Below are 22,168 nucleotides of genomic sequence, written 5' to 3' on the forward strand. Positions count from 1 at the left end.
CCGGATCGTCGTCGACCCCCGAGTCGCAGAATTAGGGCCGACGGCGTTGCGGATCGCGGTCGGCGGTCAGCTTCGAAAACTCCGTGAGCAATGTGGCGTCACACCGCAAGAGGCGGGTGACCACATTCGCGGCTCGTATGCCAAGATCAGCCGGCTCGAGCTGGGGCGCACCGGGTTCAAAGAACGTGACATCGCGGATCTGCTGGATCTCTACGGAGTGACCGACCCCGAGCAGCGGGCGATGTTCATCGATCTCGCACGCAAGGCCAACGAGCCGGGCTGGTGGCATCGGTACAACGACCTGTTGCCGCAATGGTTCGAGACCTACGTCGGTCTCGAGGGCGCGGCACAGATGATCAGAACCTATGAGGGCCAACTGGTTCCGGGTCTGTTACAGACCGGGAACTACGCTGCCGCCGTCGTCGAGATGGGTGAGGACAGCAACGAGGCGGCACGTCGTGTGGAGTTGCGAACCAACCGGCAGCGGATTCTGGATGCCCCTGGCGGACCGTTTCTTTGGGCGGTGCTCGATGAGGCGGTGCTGCATCGGCCGGTCGGCGGTACGGCGGTCCAGCGGGAGCAGATCGAGCATCTCGTCACTGTGTCCGCCAAGCCCAACGTGACGATCCAGGTGCTGTCATACGGCTCCGGTGGCAGCGCGGCCGCGGGCAGTTCGTTCACCGTCTTGCGCTTCGCCGAACAGGAACTGACCGACATCATCTACTTGGAGCAGTTGACCACCGCGCTGTATCTGGATCGTCCGGAAGATGTCCGGCTCTACCGCGGGGTCATGGACCGCCTCTCGATTCAGGCGGAGTCACCGGAACGTTCCCGGGCGCTGATGATCGAGGCCGCCGCGGCGCTGTGAGTCGCGTTCAGGCAGCTTCGGCAAGTTCGTCGCGCAGATCCTGGTTCCGGAGGGGGGAACGTCGCCGAAGTTTGCGCTTAGGAACAGCGCTGTCCTAAGCGCTCAATACCGTCGACGTCATGGCAAACACCCCAGACAGCATCCGTCCCTTCCGCATCGATTTTCCGCAGGCTGAACTCGATGACCTGCACGCGCGGCTCGCCAACACCCGCTGGCCCGGCGAGGTGCCCGGCGTGGGCTGGAGTCGAGGCGTTCCGGTCGGGTACCTGAAAGAGCTGGCCGACTATTGGCGCACCGAATTCGATTGGCGGGCACAGGAAGCCATGCTCAACGAGCTCCCGCAGTGCATGACCACGGTCGACGGGCAGAACGTCCACTTTCTGCACGTCCGCTCGCCGGAACCGGATGCGACGCCGTTGCTGCTGCTGCACGGCTGGCCGGGCGGCTTCACCGACTTTCTCGACGTGATCGGTCCGCTGTCGAATCCCGTTGCACACGGCGGAGATTCGGCAGAGGCCTTTCATCTGGTCATCCCGTCGCTGCCCGGCTTCGGGTTCTCCACGCCGCTGGCCGGTCCGGGCATGAGCACCGCCAAGATGGCAACGGTGTTCGGTCAGTTGATGACTCGGCTCGGGTACGACCGCTACGGGGTGCATGGCTATGACACCGGCGCGTTCGTGGCCCCGCACCTCGGCAGGCAGTACCCGGATCAGGTTGTCGGCGTTCACGTCAGTGCGATGATCACGTTCCCGATCGGCGCCGACGGCGAGATGGACGGGCTGAGCGAGGTCGAACAGCATCGCTGGGATCGCATGCTGAACTTCAATGATGCCTATCTGCAATGCAATTCGAAGCGCCCGCAGACGGTGACCTATGGGCTGCACGATTCGCCGGTAGGTCAGCTCGCCTGGATCGTGGAGAAGTTCAAGGAGCTGACCATGCCCGAAGACGGTCTGCCCGAGGACAGCATCGACCGTGATCGCATCCTCCTCGACATCTCGCTGTATTGGCTGACCGGCACCGCGGGTTCGGCGGCGCAGGTCTACTACGAGGACGTCGTGGCGAACGTATGGAGCGGTGCGGACTGGTCCGCCGACACCCCTGCCGGTGACAGCGAGGACGTGGGGCAAACCGGCGCAAACGGCAGCGCCGAAGACGGGAACGGCTGGGGCGCCGAGCAATCCGACGATGCAGCGGACTGGGCAACCGCCGTGCGCAGCACCGTGCCGACCGCCGTGCTGGTCTCCGCCCACGACGTCACCATCCGCCGCTGGGCCGAACGCGATCACCACATCGTCCGCTGGAACGAACTCGACCACGGCGGCCACTTCCTGGCCATGGAAGCCCCCGACTCGCTCATCACAGACCTGCGCACCTTCTTCGCAAAGCTCGACTGAACGGGAGCGGCGACCGCGCGCCGCCAGGTCGCGGCAACGCGAACCCGCAGGGTCGGCTATCCGGCGCAGGGCGCTTTACCGCGGCAGGAGCGACGCCGATCCTGGCCTGCCTCCGCCGATCCGGCCGATGCGGTCGCCGCGACTGCCGCGCCCGTGCGCAGCAGCGTGGCGAGCGCGAGTGGTCGAAAACTATTCGTGGCGTTCATCTTTGCCCTCGGCTTCTGCTCGGACGGAGTGGTGACCTGGGTGTGCGGCTCGCAGGACATGCCCACCGACCTGATCGGTAGCGGTGCTGTCCGGCGCGAAGCGGGCGATCATGTCCTGCCAGCCCAGGTCCTCGATATCACCGAAGCCGAATCCGGTCAGCTTGGTGGCGATTTCGTCTGCTGTGAACAGCGACAGCCATGGCTCGCCGATGGACGCCATGACTCCGGCGAGGACTTCGACCATTGCCCGGTTGCCCGGGGGCAGGGCCGATATCGGCTCGCTGTAGTCGATGATCAACTGGCTCGGCGCGGGCAGTTCGGCGATGAAACCCAGGGTGGTGTCGATCGCCGCATCGGTGAGGTATTGGACCACGCCCAGCCAGAGGAAGAAGGTCGGTGCGGCGGGATCGAATCCGGACTCGTGCAGCCGATTCGAGAGGGAGTCGGTCTCGAAATCCACTGCGACGAAACGTAACGATGCGGGAACCGCTATCCGGGCATCGGTGAGGCGGTCCCGTTTCCAGGCCTGGGTGTCGGGGTGATCGACCTCGAAAACCGTCACGTTCGGATAGGTGTTGCGCACCCCGAAGGTGTCCAGACCGGCGCCCAGCACCACGACCTGACGCACGTCGTCGGCGCGGGCGGCGAGTTCGTCCTCGGCGAAGCGGTGCCGCATCGCAAGGAAGAGCCGTGCCTCCCATGGCACTTCCCGGTCCTCGGGAGATAGCACGGCGGCCGCCTCGGCGATCGGGACAGCCAGCGGATCGCGAAAGATCACTGGTTCATCGGCGCTCTGATGCACTGCGCGTCCCCGGGCAGCGCCCAACGCGGTCCGGCTCGGCTGACCCACTTGCATATCGCACTCCTTCTGATATTCGGATGCGTCGTCGAGGTGGCGGACCCGCCGTCGACGCGAGGCCGCTGGTGCGACCTCGCGTCGACAAGGAACTGCGCCGGATCACCGGGTGGACAGGCACCCCTGCAACGTTTGGAAGTCACCGGCGAACGCGAGTCCGCCGCGGCAGGTGGGTCCGGTCTGCCCGGTCAGTTCGACGGTGGCCCCCGGCCCGGCGATGGCGATCGACAGTCCCGGGCGGACTCCGGCGGCATCTACGGTGGCTCCGGGACCGATGGCGATCGCGGCCGGACCCGCCAGGGACTGCGATCGTGCGGTGGCGGTGCCGCCGTTCTGCGCCAGCGCCAGCGCCAGGCTCGCGGGACCGGCGTCGGCGTAAGCGGTGCCGTCGAAGCCGAACGCCGCCGCCGCGCTGCCATCGACGCTGGTCGCCGCGCACTGCGACCCGTCGGCCGCACCGACGACTCGACTGGCGCCGGGCGCGCGGCAATCCGCGGCCGGTGCGGCCGCGGCGTACGGCGCGGCGATCCAGGCCGCACCCACGGTCGAGAGACCGAGCCCGAGCAGGCTTGCGGTCAATCGGCGAGAAGTGTTGTGGAACATGGGTTCTCCCTAAGTCTGTCGATCGTTGCCACAAGGTGGCCATCCACCAGCCGGTTGCCCTACGCCAACAATCTCAAACACTTAATAGTTAAGCAAATGAACTATGTTGAACGGGCTACCTTGCATCAATAGTGCATCGATAGTTGGTATCGTGCATCAAGACCCGATCTGAGGAGAAGCGATGGTGCCTGGCCGGCCGGTTGTCCTCGGTGGCGGCTCGTGACCGGGCTCGAGGGCGCGGGCGGTGGGGGATCCCGTGCGCCCGCTGTCGAATACACCGTGGGGCAGGCGGCTCGGATGGTCGGAATCCCGGTCGCGACGTTGCGCAGCTGGACCCAGCGCTATGGCCTCGGTCCGTCCCTGCATCGGCCGGGCAGGCATCGGCACTATTCGCAGACCGATCTCGCCGTGATCACGCGGATGGTGGGGTTGGTGCGGGCCGGGGCGAGTCCTGGCAACGCCGCCCGAGCGGCGCGCGCGGTCGCTGTTCCGGTTCCTGCGCTCGGCGATACGGCGCCCGTGCTGGCGGCCGCGGAACGCCTTGACCCAACGGAGCTGCTGGCGACGATCATCGGACATTTCGTCGGCTACGGCGTCGTCGCGACGTGGAATCAGTTGTGCCGCCCGGCGTTTGCGGAGATCGAACGGCGGCAGGCCGACGGCGATCGTTTGATCGATGTCGAGCACGTGTTGTCCTGGGCGGTAGCCACGAGTCTGCACCGGGTGGTGCCGCTGCTGCGGCCGGTGTCCGGTGTGCCGGTTGTCGTGCTCGCGTGCGTCGCGGGGGAGACGCACTCGCTGCCGCTGGAAGTGCTGCGTGCGGCGCTGGCCGAGCGCGGTATCCCCGCGGTGCTGCTGGGTGCGTCGGTGCCGGCGGGTGCGCTCGTCGACGCGATGGCGAAGCAGGGGCCGGGCAGTGTCGCGGTGTTGTGGTCGCATACGCGCGAGACGGCGAGTCCGGAGCTGGCGCGGACGGTGCGTGACACTACGGCGCGCACCGTCGTAGCGGGGCCCGGATGGTGCGCGAACGACCTACCCGAGGGGGTGATTCGGGTCGGCTCGCTGGAGGAGGCGATCGAGATTCTCGCCTGAATCGTCAGGGCAAGGCTTGGCAAATGATTAAGTTTCTGAAAGAGTCTGACGAGCCGTGCCGGTGTGCGCGGCGCCCCGTCGTGACGGACGGCTCGGTAGCGAGCCGGACCTGTCGCCGCTGCAATGTTGTGCCGCAAGGGGTTTGACGGAAATGCCCGAGAGTTCAGGAACCGGACAATGCTGTCGACGTGTTGCATCGTTTTCGCATCGTTTAGCGTAGGATGTGTCTCAACCGCCCGAGAGGAGCTTGCGTGGGTTCGTACCCGTACGGTCTTCCCGATCGGCGCCATGTCACCCGGCACGGGGGTGGCGATCGGCGCCGAGGCGGTGAACGCGAGGCAGCGGCCCTGCTCCGGCGGCGTCGAGGCCTTACTGGGGCGGGCGGCAGCGTCGCCGCCCGCCGTCCGGATCGCAGGGCTCGACATGGCCGGCGCCTACCTGGCGACCAGCGAAGGAACAGTTGCATGGCTCGATATCTGATCGCGGCGTCACCGATTCCCGGGCATGTGACACCCATGCTGGCGGTGGCGGCCGAGTTGCGTCGGCGTGGTCACGACGTGCGGTTCTTGACCGGTGCGGCCTTCGTGGACGCGGTCCGGGCAAGTGGCGTGCCCGCGACGTCCCTGCCGCGTGAAGCCGAGGTGGCACGCGTGCCGGCCGGTCGCGGCCGAACGCCGAACCTGGTGCGGCGCTGGCGAACCGGCACGATCGAGATGCGGACCAGCTTCCTGTCGCCACTGCGCGCCCAGTATCGCGCGCTGCGTGCCGTGCTGGAGCGGACCGAGTTCGATGCGGTGCTGGTCGATGTCATGTTCACCGGCGCGATACCGCTCGTGCTCGGCGCCGCGGCGCGTCCGCCGGTACTCGCGTGCGGAGTCGTGCCGCTGATGTTGTCGAGCGCGGACTGCGCGCCGTTCGGCACCGGGTGGCGGCCCCGCACGGGGCGCGACTACACGGCGATGAACCGCGTCGTGCAGCGCCTGCTCTTTCGCGGGGCGCAGACGCGCCTCGACGCGGTGCTGCGTGACCTAGGTGTAGGTCCCGCGCCTCGTTTTCTGCTGGACTGGCCCGTACTGGCCGACCGGATCCTGCAGTTCACCGTGCCCGGGTTCGAGTACCCGCGTGGTGATCTACCCGATTCGGTGGTCTTCACCGGGCCGATCCCGCCCGGCACCGCTGCGGATCCGGTGTTGCCGGCGTGGTGGGACGCGTTGCGTACTGGGCGCACAGTGGTGCACGTGACCCAGGGCACTTGGGACAACAGCGATCTCGATCAACTGATCCGGCCGACGCTGACGGCGTTGGGTGACCGTCGAGACGTGCTGGTGGTCGCATGTACCGGTGGTGCGCCTATGCCCGCTGCTCCGGTTCCGGCTAATGCTTACGTCACGGACTTCGTTCCCTACGAACATTTGCTGCCACATGTGGATGTGATGATCACCAACGGCGGGTACGGCGGCGTGCAGCAGGCATTGCGGCACGGGGTGCCGCTGATCGTCGCGGGTGACACCGCTGACAAGCCCGAAATCGCTTCCCGTGTCGCCTATTCCGGCGCCGGCGTCGATCTGGGGACGGCTCGTCCCCGGCCCGCCGCGCTCGCGGCTGCCGTCGACCACGTCGCGTCTGCTCCGCACATCCGCGCGGCGGCCCGGCGGATGGCCACCGAGATCGCCGGATACGCCCCGTTCGAATCGATCGCCACGGCGTTGGCGCAGGTGTCGTCTGTTCATGCCAGGCAACGAGCCGATCCCGGCGTCGCGGCTACCCGAAACGGAGAACCCCAGTGAGCACAGTGTATTTCGATCCGGTCGGACCGTCGCGGACGGCGGCCGGGTGGGATCGCGGGCGCGACTTCGTCCGCTGGCAGCAGGAATTTCGTGATCGAGTTCTCGGCGAACTCGAAGACTTCTTGCGGCAGGCTCGAATCGAGGAGCTGGCGATCACGGGTGTCGACGAAGTCTTGCGGCAGTACGTGCTCGGCGGCAAGTGCCTGCGGTCCACCTTCATGTACCTGGGTTGGCTGTGCGGGGAGGAGCCGGATCCGGCCGCCGTGCGGGCAGCCGCCAGCCTGGAGTTGTTGCACGCCTTCGCCCTGCTGCAAGACGATGTGATGGACGAGGGGATGCTGCGCCGCGGCGAAGCGGCCGCCCATCTGCGGCTGGCTGAGCGGCATCACACGAACGGCCGATCCGGGTCGGCGGCCCGGTTCGGCGCCTCGGCGGCGACCCTGCTCGGCGACATGTGCCTGGTGTGGGCCGAACAGATGCTGCGTGACAGCGGGATCGCGCCCGATGCGCTGGCGCGATTGTGGTCGCTGTACGACCGGATGCGGATCGAATTGGCGGTGGGGCAGTTCGCCGACCTGTCCAACGACAGCCGGGAAATGCCCACCCTGGACGCGGTGCTGGCCATCGCGCGCGCGAAATCGGGCAACTACACCGTGCGCCGCCCGCTGGAACTCGGTGCGGCACTGGCCGATTGCCCGGCGACGACGAGAAGCGTGCTCGGCCGCTACGGGACGCTCATCGGCGAGGCCTTCCAGCTGCGCGACGACCTGCTCGGCGTTTTCGGGTCCGCCGCGGTCACCGGGAAGCCGGAAGACAGTGACCTCGGCCAGCACAAAGCGACCAGCGTGGTGGTCACCGCGTTCGAGGTGGCCGACAGCGCTACTCGAATCGAGTTGGCGGAGTTGACCGGTCAGCCGGTGCTCGACACCGCCGCGATCGCGCGCTGCCGGGAGTTGATCGCGTCGAGCGGGGCGCCGGAGTACATCGAGTCGATGATCGCCGACCGGGTGACCGATGCCACCGCGATGCTCGGCGCCGCCGCGCTGGCCTCGGATCGACGTGCGGCACTGGAACACATGGCGCTGCTGTGCACTGCGCGGCAGCTGTGACGAGGGAGAGATGATGCGCACCGTAAAAGGCCGCACCGATCATGTCGTAGTCGTCGGCGCGGGTCTGGCGGGTTTGTCGACTGCCCTGCACCTGGCCGGCCGGGGACGTTCGGTCACGGTGGTCGAGCGAGACGCCACGCCGGGCGGCCGGATGGGTCGGCTCGATATCGATGGTTATCGCATCGACACCGGCCCGACCGTGCTCACGATGCCCGACCTGCTCGATGACGTTTTCGCGGCGGTAGGGGAGAAGACCGCGGACCGGGTGGATCTGCTCCCGGTGACTCCTGCCTATCAGGCCCGGTTCGCCGACGGCCGCACGCTCGACGTACACAGCGACGCCGAGGAGATGACGCGGCGGGTCGACGCGTTCGCCGGACCCGAGCAGGCCGCGGGATATCGCAGGCTCCGTGACTGGCTGGGCAAGCTGTACGCGGCGGAGTTCGATCGTTTCATCGGGTCGAACTTCGAATCGCCGCTGTCGCTGGTTTCGCCCGCCCTGGCCCGGCTGGTCGCCCTGGGCGGATTCCGCGGCTGGGACCGCAAGGTCGCCGAGTTCATCAGCGACCCGCAATTGCGGCGGGTCTTCACCTTTCAGTCGTTGTACGCCGGCGTCGCTCCGCAGCGTGCGCTGGCGGCGTACGCCGTGATCGCCCACATGGACACCATGGCGGGGGTGTATTTTCCGCGCGGGGGCATGCGTGCGGTGCCCGACGCGTTGGCGGCGGCGGCCACCGATGCCGGTGTGCGGTTCCGTTACGGCGCATCGGTGACGGAGCTGGTCAGCTCCGGCGGCCGAGTGCACGCGGTGCGGACCGATCAGGGTGACGAAATAGCCTGTGACGCACTGGTCCTGACCACCGAACTGCACCGCAGCCACGCTCTGCTCGGCCACCGTTCGCGGCGTCCGATCGCCGTGCGCGCCGCCCCCTCGGCGGTGATCCTGCACCTCGGTTGTGCACGCGGCAGCGAGCTCCCGCACCATTCACTGCTGTTCGGTGCGGCCTGGGAAAGCGTCTTCCGCGAGATCACCTCCGACGGACGGGTCATGTCCGACCCCTCGTTGCTGCTCACGCGGCCCACCGCCGCGGATCCCTCGCTCGCTCCGCCGGGGCGAGACCTGTTCTACCTGCTCGCGCCCGCGCCGAACCTGTCCCGCGGCGAAATAGATTGGGATCGAACAGGTCCGGAATACGCCGAGCACATCCTCGCCATCGCGCGCCAGCGGCTGGGACCCGAGGCGCTGCGCGAGGCGCAGGTGCTGCAGGTGGTGACTCCCGCGGACTGGGCCCGGCAGGACATGCTCGACGGCAGTCCCTTCGCCCTGGCGCACACCTTCGCGCAAACGGGGCCGTTCCGTCCCGCCAACATGATCCGCGGTATCGAGAACGTGGTGTTGGCCGGCGGTTCCACCGTTCCGGGTGTCGGGATACCGCCGGTGCTGATCTCCGGCCGCCTGGCCGCGGATCGAGTGACCGGCGCATGGAGCGAGGCCAGGCAGGCCGCGGTGGCCGCAGCGGATCGGCAGGTCCGATGACGCGCACCGAACTCGACGCCGCGGGCATCAGCGACCCGGCCCTACGCCGGTCCTACCGAGAATGCCGGGCGCTCAACGCCAGACACGGCAAGACCTTCTTCCTCGCGACGCGGTTGCTCGCGCCGGATCAGCGACCCGCGGTGCACGCCCTCTACGGGTTCGCGCGGCGTGCGGACGACATCCTCGACGGCTTCGATCCGTTGCTCACCGTGCCCGAGCGCGCAAGCCGGTTAGGCCTGCTGGCACAGCAATTCGAGTCCGGCGACGCCGACGGCGACCCGGTGCTCGCGGCGGTGCTGCACACCGCCGAGCGTTATCGCATCCCCGGACATCTCTTCGACGCGTTCCTGACCTCGATGCGTATGGACCTGTCGGTCACCGACTACCCGACCCGATCCGAACTCGACGACTATGTCTACGGTTCGGCGGAGGTGATCGGACTGCAGTTGCTGCCGGTGCTCGGGACCGCGACGTCGGTGCCCCAGGCGGCCCCGTACGCGGCGGCCTTGGGTAAAGCGTTCCAGCTCACCAACTTTCTGCGCGACATCGACGAGGATTTGGCGCGCGACCGCGTGTACCTGCCCGCCGACGAGCTCGCCGCGCACGGCGTCGATCGCGAACTGCTGCTGTGGTGCAGCAGGAACCGCAAAGTCGAGCCGCGGGTCCGTGCCGCGTTGGCCGCACAACACGAGATCACCCGGGGGATCTACGACTACGCTCGCGCCGGCATCGAGTCACTGGCGCCGCGTTCCCGGCCCTGCGTAGCGACGGCATTGACGCTCTACGCGCGCATTCTCGATCGCATCGAGCAGCGCGATTTCGAAGTGTTCGGCCATCGGGCCAGGGTCGGCACCGGGACACGGCTGCGCGTCGGCGTATCCGGTGCGGTCCAAGCATGGTGGGTCCGTCGGCGCAGTGACGCACGACCTGCGCCGGTTCCGGCGCCCGCACCGGTGCGCGGCACCGCCCACGAGGAACGCTGAGGAGGGCGCGTGGACCGATGGCATTATCTCCTCGTTCTGGTCGCGTGCGTGCTGCTGACGGTCCCGCTGGAATTCGTCGGCCAGGGCGTGTATCGCAGGCCTCGACTGCTGCTCGGCACCCTCGTGCCCGTCGCCGCGTTCGTCGTCTGGGATCTCCTCGCGAGCGCCGCGGGCGTGTGGAGTTTCAACTCGCGGTACATAATCGGGGTCCTGCTGCCGGGTGGGCTACCGCTGGAGGAACTGCTGTTCTTCGTGGTGGTGCCGCTGTGCGGGCTACTGACCTTCGTGGCGGTCGAGCGGCTGCTGCGCACCGCCGCGACGGTGCGCCGGAAGCGGGCCGAACGGTGAACTTCGGTGGCATCGGCTACACGCTGCCCGCCGTCGCGGCGGTCGTCGTAGTCTGCGCGCTGGAGTGGAAATGGCTGCGCACCGGGTTGTTTCGCCGCCCGGCCTACTGGCTGTCGATGGTGATCGTGCTCGGCTTCCAGATCCCGGTCGACGGCTGGCTGACCAAGCTGCATGCCCCCATCGTCAGCTACGACCCGAACCATATTCTCGGACTCCGCTTTCCGTTGGACATCCCGGTGGAGGACTTTCTCTTCGGGTTCGCGCTGGTGACCGCGGTGCTGCTCGGCTGGGAGCGGACGCGGCAGCGACAGGAGGAACCTCGACGATGACCACCGTCACCGAAATCGGGCGTGATTCGCGCCGGGTGCGCTACCCGGCGGCACCGGGCCTGGGCGATCTCGGCCGAGGGGGCATACGGCCCAGAGCGGTCGTCGTGGGCGCGGGCATCGCGGGGTTGGCCGCCGCGACCGGCTTGGCCGAGCGCGGTGTCGACGTCGAAGTGGTCGAGCGGGAGCACTATCTGGGCGGGCGAGTGGGCGGCTGGGCACACCAGCTTCCCGACGGCACCCCGGTCGCCATGAATCGCGGCTTCCACGCCTTCTTCGCGCAGTACTACAACTTGCGAAAGTTGTTGTCGCGCAGTGATCCGCGGCTCGACAGGTTGCGCAGGCTCGACGACTACCCGCTGATCGATGCCCACGGCCGCCTGGACAGCTTTCGCGGTCTGCCCCGGACCCCGCCGTGGAACGCGCTGGCCTTCGCGTTGCGCAGCCCCACATTTCGGCTGCGGGATCTGATCCGGCTCGATGCGCGTGCGGCAGCGCCGCTGGCCGCTGTCTCGGTGCCGGGTATCTACGAGTTGCTCGACCACCTCGACGCGGAAACGTTCCTGCGCGAGATCAACTTCCCGGAAGCGGCCCGGCACTTGGCGTTCGAGGTGTTCTCGCGCAGCTTCTTCGTCGAACCCCGGCACATGTCGGCCGCGGAACTGGCGACGATGTTCCACATCTATTTCCTCGGTTCCAGCGAGGGACTGGTATTCGACGTCGCGGCGGACAATTTCGACGCGAGTCTGTGGACCCCGCTGCGCGATTACCTCACCGCATCCGATATTCAGGGACGCCCCGGAAACGTCCGGTTCCACACGGGTGTGCCGGTGGACCGGATCGAGACCACCGGCGGCGGGTTCACCGTCATCGACGACGCCGGCGCGACGATCTCGGCCGACGCGGTGGTGCTGGCTGCCGATATCGCCGGTCTGCGTCGCATCGTGGCGGCGTCGCCGGCCCTCGGCACCGCCGAATGGCGCTCTGACATAGCGAATTTGGCGACAGCGCCGAGCTTCGCCGTCTATCGCCTGTGGCTGGACCGTCCGGTGCGCGCGGATCGGCCCGGATTCCTGGGAACCGGTGGGATGGACCCGCTGGACAACATCAGCGTCGTGGACACCTACGAACGCCAGTCGTCCGACTGGGCCCGCGAGCACGGTGGCAGCGTCATCGAACTGCACGCCTATGCGGTAGCGGGCGGGCCGCCGCCGGACGCGCAGGCCGAGCGGGTGCGCCACCGACTGCTCGCCCGGCTGCACGAGATCTATCCCGAAACCGCCGACGCGCGGATCGTCGGTGAAACCATGTTGTGGCGCCAGGACTGCCCTCGGTTCGCCCCTGGCGATTTCGCGCGAAGGCCCGGAGTGCGGACACCGCAACCCGGACTCGTGCTCGCCGGTGACGGCATCCGAGTCGATCTACCGGTCGCGCTCATGGAACGAGCCGCGACCACCGGCTGGCTCGCGGCGAACGCGCTGCTGAGCCGATGGGGCGGTGCGGGGCACCGGTTGCAGACGGTACCTGGCCAGGGGCGCTCGGCGGTATTGCGTTCGCTGGCCGGGCGCGGAAGGACTGAGCGATGAACAAGATTCCGCTGCAACGGTTCTCGCCGGAGAAGTGGTCACGGCAACGTCCCACCTACGCCGACGCCGATCCGGCGTTGATCGCGGCGGCGCTGCGCTGGTCCCAGGGGCGGCCGTCGGGCAATTGGTACGTCATCGCCGGCAGCCGGGAGATCCGCCGGGATCGGCCGTTCGCCACCACGGTCGCCGGCGTGGAGATCGTCGCGTGGCGCGATCGCAGCGGCAGCCTGCACGTCGGTCCCGGGGCGTGCCCACACTTGGGGGCCGATCTGGCGACCGCGCAGATCGAAGACGCCGCGTTGATCTGCCGGTGGCACGGCCTGCGGGTCGGCGCGCAGGGCTCGTCGCGATGGTGCCCGTATCCCGGTCACGACGACGGGGTGCTCGCCTGGGTGCGCCTGGACGCGGTCGGCGGCGAAGAGCCCACCGCCGCACCGATTCTCGGCGATCGCCCCGCTGACGCGACCGTACACGCCGTGACCCGCCTGGTCGGCAGCTGCGAACCCCGCGACATCATCGCCAACCGGCTCGATCCTTGGCACGGATCCTGGTTCCACCCGTACTCTTTCGCCCGTTTGGAGGTGACGCAGACGCCGCCACGTCACGGCATCACCGAGGACAGTCATCGGTTCCTGCTGACGGTGACCTTCCGGGTGACCCGCCGGCTCGGCGTGCCGGTCGAGGCGGAATTCACCTGTCCGGATCCGCGCACCATCGTCATGCGGATCATCTCCGGCGAAGGGACCGGCAGCGTGGTCGAAACGCATGCCACCCCAATGGGTCCGGGCCCGGACGGTCGCGCGCGGACCGCCGTGGTCGAGGCCGTGATCGCCTATTCCGAGCGTCCGGGCTTCCGTCACGCCAGACCGGTGCTGCCGCTGTTGCGTCCGGTGATGCGGTATGCGGCCGACCGGCTGTGGCGTGACGACCTGATCTATGCCGAGCGCCGCTATCACCTGCGCAACCGGCCGCGTTGATGCCGGAAGCCCCGAAACCGGCGCGACCGGTCCCGCAAGTGGACGGGCGTACCAGGTTAAGCTACCCGGATCATGGACAACGACGAGCCGACGAGAGACCCGCGCCCGGGGGGAGCGCGCGCGGAGCTGGAGCAGGCGATCGCCCTCGACATTCGTGCGCTGACCGCGGTCTCCGAGGAGATCGGCCATGTATTCGCTCGGTCGAACGACCTGCGGCCCAATGATTTTCGTGCCTTGCTGCTCATCGCCGTCGCGGACATGGAGGGCAAACCGCTCACCGCGGGACAGCTCGGCGGCATGCTCGGCGTCACCTCGGCGGCCGTGACGTATCTGGTCGAACGGATGATCGCTTCCGGGCACATCCGAAGAGAAACCGATGCCGCCGACCGCCGCAAGGTGATCCTGCGCTACGACGAGCACGGGATGCGGGTCGCGCGCGAGTTCTTCACACCGGTGAGCAATCACATCAGCTCCGCCATGACCGGCATGACGGATACGGAATTGACCGCCGCGCACAAAGTGCTGCACTCCGTGACCGAGGCGATGCGCCACTATTACAGCGCTCTTGCGCCGGAGCGCTGAGCCCTGGGCCGGGACAGAGCTCTGCGGAGCGTCGCTCAGTGATCGGTCCGCCGTCGACTTAACCTGAGATATTGCCGCCATCGCCTTGGAGGAGGGAGCAGCGCGGCTGCGGATCGCGAACTCGAGGAGGTTGTGTCCTTGTGGCTGTGCTGACCCCGCGCGAAGGTCCGAGGCGTTGGTCGCTGGACGACATCGTCGTCACCGATCCGCCGATCATCCGCCGGGCGATCGGCGCGGCGAGCATCGGCAATATCACCGAGTGGTACGACTTCGGCGTCTACGCCTATTTCGAGCCCACGATCAAAGAGGTGTTCTTCGCCGATCTCGGCGACACCGCCGGCACGATCGCCACCTTCGGCCTGTTCGCGGTGGCGTTCCTCGTTCGCCCGTTGGGCGGGATGTTCTTCGGTCCGCTGGCCGACCGGATCGGCCGTAATCGGGTGCTGGCGACCACGATGATCCTGATGGCGCTCGGCACCTTCGCCATCGGCTGCATCCCGGATCAGAATTCGATCGGCTTCTGGGCACCCATGCTGCTGCTATGCGCACGGCTGTTGCAGGGGTTCTCCACGGGCGGTGAATACGGCAATGCGATGACCTTCATCGCCGAATACGCGCCGGACCGGCGACGCGGATTTCTCGGCAGCTGGCTGGAATTCGGCACTTTCACCGGATATCTGCTCGGCGCATTGGTCGTCACGCTCGCCGATGCCACACTGAGCCATGACCAGTTACTGGCGTGGGGCTGGCGACTGCCGTTCTTCCTCGCGCTGCCGCTCGGCCTCGTCGGCGTCTACCTGCGAATGCGTTTGGCCGACACTCCGGCTTTCGCCGCATTGGAAAAAGAGTCCGAGCAGCGCGAGCAGGCGAACAAGACCGGCGACGAGGCCAAGATCCTGGCGAAGCTGTGGCCGTACGTCCTGGTCTGCATGGGCCTGGTCGTGGTCTGGAACGTCCCCAATTACATGCTGACTTCCTATATGCCGACCTATGTCACCGCCACGGTGCCAGACGCGACCGGCGCAGGGGTGTCCACGTCGGTCTCGCAGTGGCTGCAGATCGCGGTGATGGCCGTGGCGTTGCTGACCATTCCGGTGATCGGTTTCCTCTCCGATCGGGTCGGCCGTAAACCGATCATCTGGACCGGTATCGCGGCGTTGATCGTGCTCTCGTTCCCGATGGTGCTACTGGTCCGCACGAACAATGCGTTCGCCGTTTTCGTGGGCCTGTTGATGATGGGCCTGACGCTGATCTGCTTCAGCGCCACGATGCCCTCGACTCTGCCCTCACTGTTCCCCACGAAGGTGCGCGGCGCGGGCCTGTCGGTCGCATTCAACGTCGCGGTATCCCTGTTCGCGGGCACCACCTCGGTCGTCGTCGGCGCCCTCGTCGGCCTGACCGGCGATTTGAACTGGCCCGCCTACTATCTGATCATCGCCGGCGTCATAGGCGCCGCATCGGTCTACTTCCTCCAAGAGCCCAACGGCAGACACATGTGGGGTTCGGCCCCCGCCGCCCGATCCGAAGAGGAAGCAGCCGAGTTCGTCGGCTCGCAAGCGCCGGCGTAGCGGGTCGCGAACTCGCTCGATGTCCGGCGGGCCGATGAGTGGCACAGTAACGCTCGGCGAAATCGACCAGGGCGCGGCCGATTCCAGCGCGGTATCGCTTAGTGTGCGATCGTTCTGGCGCTACGACAGCGCGGCGCGTGCGTGATCCGCGCCGCGCGTACAGTATTCAGCTGCGCAGGTAGGAGGCGCCGTTGAGGTCGAGGATTGTGCCCGAGGCCCAGGTGGCGTTGGGGGAGGCCAGGTAGAGCACGGCGGCGGCGACTTCGTCCGGTGTGCCGACCCGGCCGAACGGGCTCTGGGCGCGGACCTCGTCACCGGCGTCGCTCGCGAGTTTCGCCTCTTGTCGCTCAGTGCCGATGAATCCGGGTGCCACGGAGGTCACCGCGATGCCATGGGGTGCGAGCGCGACCGCCATGGACTGTCCGAAGGCGTGCAGCGCGGCCTTGCTTGCCGCGTATGCGGGAAATTCGGGTTCGCCGCGGAACGCGCCGCGGGAGCCGATGTTTATCACGCGACCGGGCGCGCCGCGATCGATCAGATGCCGGGCGACCCCGTACGTCAGGTGCACCGCGCCGAGCAGGTTGACATCGAGCATCTGCTGCCAAATCCGTTGCCATTGACCGAAATCGACCTCCGCGACCGGGTGCCGGGTGGTGGCCGAGGTGGCGACGGCGGCATTGTTTACCAGGATGTCGATTCCGCCCAGCGCATCCACGGCCGTCTCGACGACCTGGCACGCGGCGTCGGGATCACCGAGGTCTCCGGTGATCGTGGTGTGCCCCGCGCCGGGCAACAGCCGCAGAGTTCGCGCAGCGGCGTCGGCGTCCTTGCCATAGTGCACCGCTACGCGATCACCGTTTTCGGCGAACGCCACTGCCACCGCCCGGCCGATCCCGCGGGATGCCCCGGTCACCAACACCCGTCTCATCGCGCGAACACCTGCGTCTCATCGGCGAAGGCCTTGAACTCCAACGCATTACCGGCCGGATCCCGGAAGAACATCGTCCACTGTTGCGCGGGTCGACCGGGGAATCGCAGGTATGGCTCGATCACGAATTCCACACCGGCCGTGCGCAGCCGCTCGGCCAGGGCGTGGAAGTCGTTCGCTTGCAGGAGCAGTCCGAAATGCGGCACCGGCACGTGATGTCCGTCGACTTCGCTCAGTCCCTGCGCGGCGATCTCGCCTGCGACCAGATGGGTCACCAACTGGTGGCCGTGCAGGTTCCAGTCGATCCAGTGATCGCTGCTGCGCCCTTGCTCGAGTCCGAGGACGTCTCCGTAGAAGCGGCGGGCGGCGTCCAGGTCATCGACCGGGATGGCCAAATGCATGGCGGGACGGGTTGGCATGGCCGGCACTCCTTTTTCCTTCAACGAGGCTTTCAGCTTGCTCCGCACCATGTCCTAATGTCAACATTAAGACATGAGCAACCTACCGCTGCCCAAGGCGGCACGTCGCGGGCTCGCGAACGAGGCCGCCGACGTCATCCGCGACGCGATCTTCGCCGGTGACATCGCACCCGGTGCGCCGCTGCGCGAGGTCGAACTCGCCGCCGCGCTCGGTGTCAGCCGCGGATCGGTTCGCGAGGGCCTGGCCCTGCTGCAGCGCGAAGGCTTGATCCGCAGCGGGTGGCATCGCGGCACTGCCGTCATCGAGGTCACGCCGCACGACATCGAGGAGGTCTACGCGGTCCGCGGCGCCCTCGACCGGTTGGCTGCGATCAGCGCCCAGGTCACCGCGAGTCCGCAGCAGTTGGCGCCGCTGGACGACCTGGTCGCGGCGATGGCGGCCGAGATCGCCGGTGCGGCGTCCGGGCCGCGACTGCTCGCTCTCGACATCGCCTTCCACGACCAGATCTACGACGCCGCCGGGAACCAACGGCTCAGCCAAGCGTGGCAGGCCGTGCGGTCGCAGGTCTATCTGTTCCAGATGCACCGTGTCGCAGCGGGATACGAACACTATCGGGATCGGGTGATCGATGAGCATCGTGAGCTGGCGGAGTTGCTGCGCTCCGGTGATCGAGACACCCTGGCGCGCTGCGCCGAAGAGCACGTCGACTCGGCCCGGCGCAGTCTGCTCGCCCACCTCTCGGCTTGAGTGCGCCGCAGGTCGCTCCCGCAGCCGGTGCCGGCCACAGGTGCCGCGCAAGGTTTCGTACGGCGCGTGCGTGTCGCTCGGCTGACACGCGCGCGGGACGACGAATTGTGCGCGGCGGGCACTACGTTCAGTCGGGATCGGTGCCCTCGGCGACCCGGTGTCGGGCAGCCCCCTGACCGACCGGGTGTGGCAGGTCCGCTGGAAGCGCTGCGGATTACCTGGATCGGAATGCACAGGTAGGTAGATGTCACTGCTGATAATCGATGCTGTTAGAAGGTGGTTGAGCTCGGTCGCGCTGATCGCTGGTGCGGCCACGGCAAAACGCGGAACGTCCGGCGCGGGCCGGTCACCGGTACCGATGCGCGCGCGTGATGGGTTCCGTCCGCGCGCTGTGCGTGCCGGTTCGCAACGCTACCGACACCGCGAACGCCGTCCGGCGGATCAAAGCGCACGCGCTGTCGATGTCGAACCGCGCCACGGTATCGCCGATCGCGATCGCGGCGACGGGACGACGCCGCCGATCCATCACCGGTGTGGCCACGCAGCGCACCCCGCGGGTGAATTCCTCGTCGCTGGTGGCGATTCCGGTGCTGCGCACGCGGGCGAGGTGTGATTTCAGTTCCGCGCCATCGGTTATCGTGCGCGGTGTCATCTGGTCGAAGCACTTGGCCCGCAGCAGGTCGGCGGGCTGATCCAGGGCGAACGCCAGCAGGACCTTGCCGATCGCGGTGCAGTGGACCGGCGCGAAGGTCTGACCGAACGACGGCGTTCGGGCCGCGGCGTGCCCGTAGATCCGCTCCGTGTACCGCACCTGGGAACCGGCCAGGACGCCGAGTGACACCGTCGCCCCGGTGCGCACGTGCAAGTCGACGAGAAACGGAACGGCCGCCGCGCGCAACAGATCTCGGTTCTCCGGCGGCGGCACGGCGATGCGCATCAATCGCTGCCCGACGACGTAACCGGGCCCCTGCTGCTCGATCAGCCCGTTGGCGCACAGGACTCTGATCAGTCGCCAGACCGTGGTCTTGGGCAACTCGGCCCGGCGCGCGAGGTCGGCGGGGCTGACCGGTTCGACCTGATCGCCGAGCAGATCCAGCAATCGGGCGGACCGAGCGACCAGGCCCTCCGGCTGCTCAGACATCGCACCGGAGCTCGCGCGGCCGGGCCTGCGGAGTTCCCCGCTCGGTTGCCGCCGCCGGCAATTGGACAGGGGTTTCGCTCTCGCGCACGAGCGGGCGTGGATACCGCAGCATGATGGACATCGATCACTCCCTTGTGGCAACTACTTCCGAGCCCGCCGAGCCCGAACCTACTCAGGAAGATCCACGCCGTAACCCCCTGCCCGGAGTTTGCACGCGCTAAGTGCAGAACGCCGTTCCGTGAACCGGCCGATTCCGGTCGGGAAACTACTGATTTGCCCACTTCGTCGCCGACTGCTGAAGTTTGTCCAGCTTGCCGCGGTAGCGTCCGGCGGTCCGCGCGTCGAGGAGGTCGGTCGCGCGCTTGATCGTGTCCTCGTTCGCGCGGATCGCCGACTTGACGGTCGCGCTGTTCACCTTGCCGCCCTTGGTCATTGCGAGAATTCGCGCCAGCGTCGATGCCATGCTCGGTCCTTTCGATCGGGAGGGCCATCGTTCGGCCCTGCGATCTCCAAGATATATGCGGAAATATGCATATATCGACGCCAGAGGCAACTTCTCAGTGAACCCACAGATCGACACCAGCCGCCGACGCCCACGCATAGAGCCCGTTTCGGCCTGGGCGATTGACCACCGGGTGGCGGAGGGCTTTCGGCCGATCCCGCAACCATTACCTGGTGATCGCTCGTCCGACTGGGATCCCGCAACATCCCGGCGGCCGGTAAACGAGGATGGGCCGCAGTAGGGGCACTTCGCGGTGGCGCAGGTGCCGGACTATCTGACGATCGCGCGTCCGGCGTCGGGTCGGGGAAGTGCTGCGGCGTGGGCGTTCAGGCCCGGCATCCGAGCGGAACGGTCCAGGTGCGCACGGCGCCGGCCTGTTGCAGCGCCGTGCGGACGGTGGCGGCTTGCTCGTCGTCTTCGGCGAGCGCGATCATGCACCCGCCCAGACCGCCGCCGGTCAGTTTCGCGCCCACCGCACCGGCCTCGATCGCGGCGGCGACCAGCCGATCGAGTGCGCCGCAGCTGACACCGATTTCGCACAGCATGGCGTGGAAAGCGGTGCAGTGCTTGCCCAGCTCGGCCACCCGGCCCGCGGCGAGGTCCTCGGCCGCCATGCGGGTCAGCGCCGCTGCGTTGACCAAATGTGTTCGTGCCCGGTTGATCTCGCTCGCGAGCTGGGTGCGGACCTGGGTGACCGCGGCCCTGGTGCTGCCCGTGATTCCGGTATCGGCTGCCACGATGCGGGCCCGTGTCGGCCCTGAAAGCGGTTGTACCCAGCCCGATTCGAACCAGACCGGTCCGTCTGCCATGCAGGCGACCGCGTCGATGCCGCTCGCGGTGCCATGGGCCATGTCTTCGCCGTGCTGTACCGCCCGGTGCAAGATCTCCGGTGTCAGTACGCAATCGAGATGATCGGCGAGCGCCCGCACGGCCGCGACGGCGCATGCGGCACTGGCGCCGAGGCCCCGGCCGGGAGGTATCGCACACCGCAGGACGAGGTCGACGCCGCGCTCCTTGTAACCCACCAACCGCATGAAGGCGTGTGCGGCCACCACGACGCTGTCCTCCGACCGGCCGTCGGAACGCGGGTCGACGTGCACGAGGCGGCTGCGCGAGCGTTGTGCGTCGAGCACGGCGTCCGCGGCAGGGGAGTCGGCCGCCGCGCGACCGTATGCGGTGGCGTGCGCGCGGAGTTCGGGCATCGGTACCGCGATGGCCGGCATGCCGTAGACCACCATGTGCTCACCGAGCAGAATGATCTTGCCGTGCGCGCTCCCCGCGCCTGCTCGGTGTCGCTGTGCGGTGCGGTACAGGTTGTCGGAAATCACGCTCGAGCTCCCAACTCTGCGGCGGGTGAAGGTCTTTCGATTGCACGGGGCGCGGCCCCCGCTCGCCACCCGCCGTTCCGTGGAACGGAACGAAGATCGACACCCGTCCTGTCGCACCTGCGGACGACCGGCGGCGGTTCGTCCGCGAACTCCACGAGCTGCGCCGCCAACTGACCGACCACATGGTCGCCGGCAATCCCGCCGTGGGCGAGACCTGCTCGACGTTGACGGCGACTCTGACCGGCAAGGTCCGGTCTCGACGCGGTACCGGCCGACGAGGAGCCTGCCCCTCACCCATGGTCGGTCTTCGATACATAGGCGTCGGGCGGATCCGGCCGCGATCGTGATCGGTGGCGGCGTGTGCGCGCCTTCAGGAGTGCGTATCTGGCCGCTCAGGCCTCGCGTGCACGCCCGGCGTAGTCGTTTTCGGCGTACCACTCGCCGCGCCCGGCGGGGAGCAGGTCGAGGACGTTCCAGACCGGGGACAGGAGGTCGATGCCGCGTTGCGCGTCGTCGAGGAAGTTGGCGGGCAGGGTGTAGAAGTGGCGCACCTTGTCGCCCTCGGTGGTGAAGACGCTGATCATCGGTCGTTGGTCGCCGTCGGGACGTTCGGCGTTCAGGTCGGCGTTGAAGGTGGTCTCGTGGCTGGAGAGGATGCGCAGGCCGTCCCAGCCGCGCCGCAGCGCCCAGCCGCGCAGTTTCGGCAGCGGAGCCTTGGCGATGACGGCGAAACTGGTCCGCTGGCCCAGATGATGCGCGACGCCTTGGAAGCCGTCGACCCACATCGAGCACATCGGGCAGGCCGCATCGTCGTCGGGATGGAACATCAGGTGGTAAACGACGAGGGTGTCGTGCTCGCCGAACAGCTCCCGCAGTCTCGTGGTCCGGATCGGTCCGGGCCTGCCGAGGTCGGCCGGGCCCTCGGCGAAGGCGTAGTCGTCGAGGGTGCGTCCGGGCGGCATCTCCCGGCGGGCGGCGGCCACCGCCTCGATCTGATCGCGTAGCGTGCGTTCGGCTTTCGCCAGTTCGATACGGGCCGTGACGTATTCGTCGCTCGCGCCCTTGGGCCACATCGGTTCCATCGCCGCGGCATCCACTTCGCCCATGACGGGGGATCTCCTCTGGTTTCGGATAGTGAGCCTGCCCTCGGTCAAGGTAGAGCACGGGGGACGGGACCTCAAGAGCGACACGAAGCTATCGCGAACTCGGGCTTGCCACCATCGTGTGGGCAGTTACTATATATTTATATACCTACCTGGCATGGTGGTGAGGAGTGC

23 protein-coding genes are annotated in these 22,168 nt (G+C 67.7%); 15 read left to right on the top strand and 8 right to left on the bottom strand.

Features of this window, described 5'->3' with window-relative positions:
• Positions 1–868: helix-turn-helix domain-containing protein (locus tag NBRGI_RS07515; protein WP_370627699.1), on the top strand; the 868-nt coding region annotated here is incomplete at its 5' end.
• Positions 869–987: 119 nt separating this feature from the next.
• Entirely contained in the window at positions 988–2,265 is a 1,278-nt protein-coding gene (locus NBRGI_RS07520; RefSeq protein WP_029893903.1) for an epoxide hydrolase family protein, read from the top strand.
• 189 nt (positions 2,266–2,454) lie between these two features.
• On the opposite strand, the gene NBRGI_RS07525 is transcribed toward NBRGI_RS07520, so the two are convergent.
• Positions 2,455–3,327 (bottom strand): class I SAM-dependent methyltransferase, encoded by an 873-nt coding sequence (locus NBRGI_RS07525; protein WP_063726238.1) that lies wholly within the window; start codon positions 3,325–3,327, stop codon positions 2,455–2,457.
• Positions 3,328–3,429: 102 nt separating this feature from the next.
• Entirely contained in the window at positions 3,430–3,930 is a 501-nt protein-coding gene (locus tag NBRGI_RS07530; RefSeq protein ID WP_029893907.1) for a DUF6764 family protein, read from the bottom strand.
• A 219-nt stretch (positions 3,931–4,149) separates the two neighbouring features.
• Between NBRGI_RS07530 and NBRGI_RS49580 the strand changes: the two genes are divergently transcribed.
• The 12 genes from NBRGI_RS49580 to NBRGI_RS07590 all read left to right on the top strand — a co-directional run bounded on the left by NBRGI_RS49580 (position 4,150) and on the right by NBRGI_RS07590 (position 15,825).
• Positions 4,150–5,022 (top strand): MerR family transcriptional regulator, encoded by an 873-nt coding sequence (locus tag NBRGI_RS49580; RefSeq protein ID WP_029893909.1) that lies wholly within the window; start codon positions 4,150–4,152, stop codon positions 5,020–5,022.
• Positions 5,023–5,310: 288 nt separating this feature from the next.
• Positions 5,311–5,502: a hypothetical protein gene (locus tag NBRGI_RS07540; protein ID WP_029893911.1), complete on the top strand. Its 192-nt coding sequence runs from the start codon at positions 5,311–5,313 to the stop codon at positions 5,500–5,502.
• Positions 5,487–6,809 carry a glycosyltransferase gene (locus tag NBRGI_RS07545; protein WP_081877961.1) on the top strand — a complete coding sequence of 441 codons (1,323 nt, stop codon included), beginning with the start codon at positions 5,487–5,489 and terminating at the stop codon, positions 6,807–6,809. Before NBRGI_RS07540 ends, NBRGI_RS07545 begins: the two co-directional genes overlap by 16 nt.
• Entirely contained in the window at positions 6,806–7,918 is a 1,113-nt protein-coding gene (locus NBRGI_RS07550; RefSeq protein WP_029893915.1) for a polyprenyl synthetase family protein, read from the top strand. The genes NBRGI_RS07545 and NBRGI_RS07550 overlap by 4 nt, the downstream gene beginning before the upstream one ends.
• Positions 7,919–7,931: 13 nt before the next feature.
• Positions 7,932–9,455 (top strand): phytoene desaturase family protein, encoded by a 1,524-nt coding sequence (crtI, locus tag NBRGI_RS07555; protein ID WP_036557883.1) that lies wholly within the window; start codon positions 7,932–7,934, stop codon positions 9,453–9,455.
• Positions 9,452–10,438, top strand: a complete 987-nt coding sequence (locus NBRGI_RS07560) for a phytoene/squalene synthase family protein (RefSeq protein WP_029893917.1) — start codon at positions 9,452–9,454, stop codon at positions 10,436–10,438. The genes crtI and NBRGI_RS07560 overlap by 4 nt, the downstream gene beginning before the upstream one ends.
• 9 nt (positions 10,439–10,447) lie before the next feature.
• Positions 10,448–10,786 (top strand): lycopene cyclase domain-containing protein, encoded by a 339-nt coding sequence (locus tag NBRGI_RS07565; protein ID WP_029893918.1) that lies wholly within the window; start codon positions 10,448–10,450, stop codon positions 10,784–10,786.
• Positions 10,783–11,115, top strand: coding sequence for a lycopene cyclase domain-containing protein (locus NBRGI_RS07570; RefSeq protein ID WP_029893920.1), 333 nt, complete (start codon positions 10,783–10,785; stop codon positions 11,113–11,115). The genes NBRGI_RS07565 and NBRGI_RS07570 overlap by 4 nt, the downstream gene beginning before the upstream one ends.
• Positions 11,112–12,698 carry an FAD-dependent oxidoreductase gene (locus NBRGI_RS07575; RefSeq protein ID WP_029893922.1) on the top strand — a complete coding sequence of 529 codons (1,587 nt, stop codon included), beginning with the start codon at positions 11,112–11,114 and terminating at the stop codon, positions 12,696–12,698. Before NBRGI_RS07570 ends, NBRGI_RS07575 begins: the two co-directional genes overlap by 4 nt.
• The gene (locus NBRGI_RS07580) at positions 12,695–13,675 is read left to right on the top strand and encodes a DUF5914 domain-containing protein (protein WP_029893924.1); all 981 of its coding nucleotides are present in this window, start codon (positions 12,695–12,697) and stop codon (positions 13,673–13,675) included. Before NBRGI_RS07575 ends, NBRGI_RS07580 begins: the two co-directional genes overlap by 4 nt.
• Positions 13,676–13,747: 72 nt before the next feature.
• Positions 13,748–14,257, top strand: coding sequence for a MarR family winged helix-turn-helix transcriptional regulator (locus NBRGI_RS07585; RefSeq protein ID WP_029893926.1), 510 nt, complete (start codon positions 13,748–13,750; stop codon positions 14,255–14,257).
• Positions 14,258–14,397: 140 nt separating this feature from the next.
• The gene (locus NBRGI_RS07590; RefSeq protein ID WP_029893928.1) at positions 14,398–15,825 is read left to right on the top strand and encodes an MFS transporter; all 1,428 of its coding nucleotides are present in this window, start codon (positions 14,398–14,400) and stop codon (positions 15,823–15,825) included.
• 166 nt (positions 15,826–15,991) lie between these two features.
• Here NBRGI_RS07590 and NBRGI_RS07595 read toward each other — a convergent pair whose 3' ends face one another.
• Together NBRGI_RS07595 and NBRGI_RS07600 are read right to left on the bottom strand one after the other, a co-directional pair.
• Complete coding sequence (locus NBRGI_RS07595) at positions 15,992–16,753, bottom strand: SDR family NAD(P)-dependent oxidoreductase (protein ID WP_029893929.1); 762 nt, start codon at positions 16,751–16,753, stop codon at positions 15,992–15,994.
• On the bottom strand, positions 16,750–17,172 hold the full coding sequence (locus tag NBRGI_RS07600) for a VOC family protein (RefSeq protein ID WP_029893931.1): 423 nt from the start codon (positions 17,170–17,172) through the stop codon (positions 16,750–16,752). The genes NBRGI_RS07595 and NBRGI_RS07600 overlap by 4 nt, the downstream gene beginning before the upstream one ends.
• A 73-nt stretch (positions 17,173–17,245) precedes the next feature.
• Between NBRGI_RS07600 and NBRGI_RS07605 the strand changes: the two genes are divergently transcribed.
• Positions 17,246–17,920 carry a GntR family transcriptional regulator gene (locus NBRGI_RS07605; protein WP_029893933.1) on the top strand — a complete coding sequence of 225 codons (675 nt, stop codon included), beginning with the start codon at positions 17,246–17,248 and terminating at the stop codon, positions 17,918–17,920.
• A gap of 346 nt (positions 17,921–18,266) precedes the next feature.
• Here NBRGI_RS07605 and NBRGI_RS07610 read toward each other — a convergent pair whose 3' ends face one another.
• The 4 genes from NBRGI_RS07610 to NBRGI_RS07625 all read right to left on the bottom strand — a co-directional run bounded on the left by NBRGI_RS07610 (position 18,267) and on the right by NBRGI_RS07625 (position 21,997).
• Positions 18,267–19,061 carry an IclR family transcriptional regulator gene (locus NBRGI_RS07610; RefSeq protein WP_051727558.1) on the bottom strand — a complete coding sequence of 265 codons (795 nt, stop codon included), beginning with the start codon at positions 19,059–19,061 and terminating at the stop codon, positions 18,267–18,269.
• 265 nt (positions 19,062–19,326) lie between these two features.
• The gene (locus tag NBRGI_RS47270; RefSeq protein ID WP_148310724.1) at positions 19,327–19,524 is read right to left on the bottom strand and encodes a hypothetical protein; all 198 of its coding nucleotides are present in this window, start codon (positions 19,522–19,524) and stop codon (positions 19,327–19,329) included.
• Between the two features lie 365 nt (positions 19,525–19,889).
• Positions 19,890–20,891 (bottom strand): mevalonate kinase, encoded by a 1,002-nt coding sequence (mvk, locus tag NBRGI_RS07620; protein ID WP_051727559.1) that lies wholly within the window; start codon positions 20,889–20,891, stop codon positions 19,890–19,892.
• A 392-nt stretch (positions 20,892–21,283) separates the two neighbouring features.
• A complete protein-coding gene (locus tag NBRGI_RS07625; RefSeq protein ID WP_029893939.1) occupies positions 21,284–21,997 on the bottom strand; it encodes a DUF899 family protein in 714 nt (237 codons plus the stop codon).
• Positions 21,998–22,168: the final 171 nt, after the last annotated feature.

The sequence above is a fragment of the Nocardia brasiliensis IFM 10847 genome, from assembly GCF_000710915.1.
Classification (GTDB): domain Bacteria; phylum Actinomycetota; class Actinomycetes; order Mycobacteriales; family Mycobacteriaceae; genus Nocardia; species Nocardia brasiliensis_A.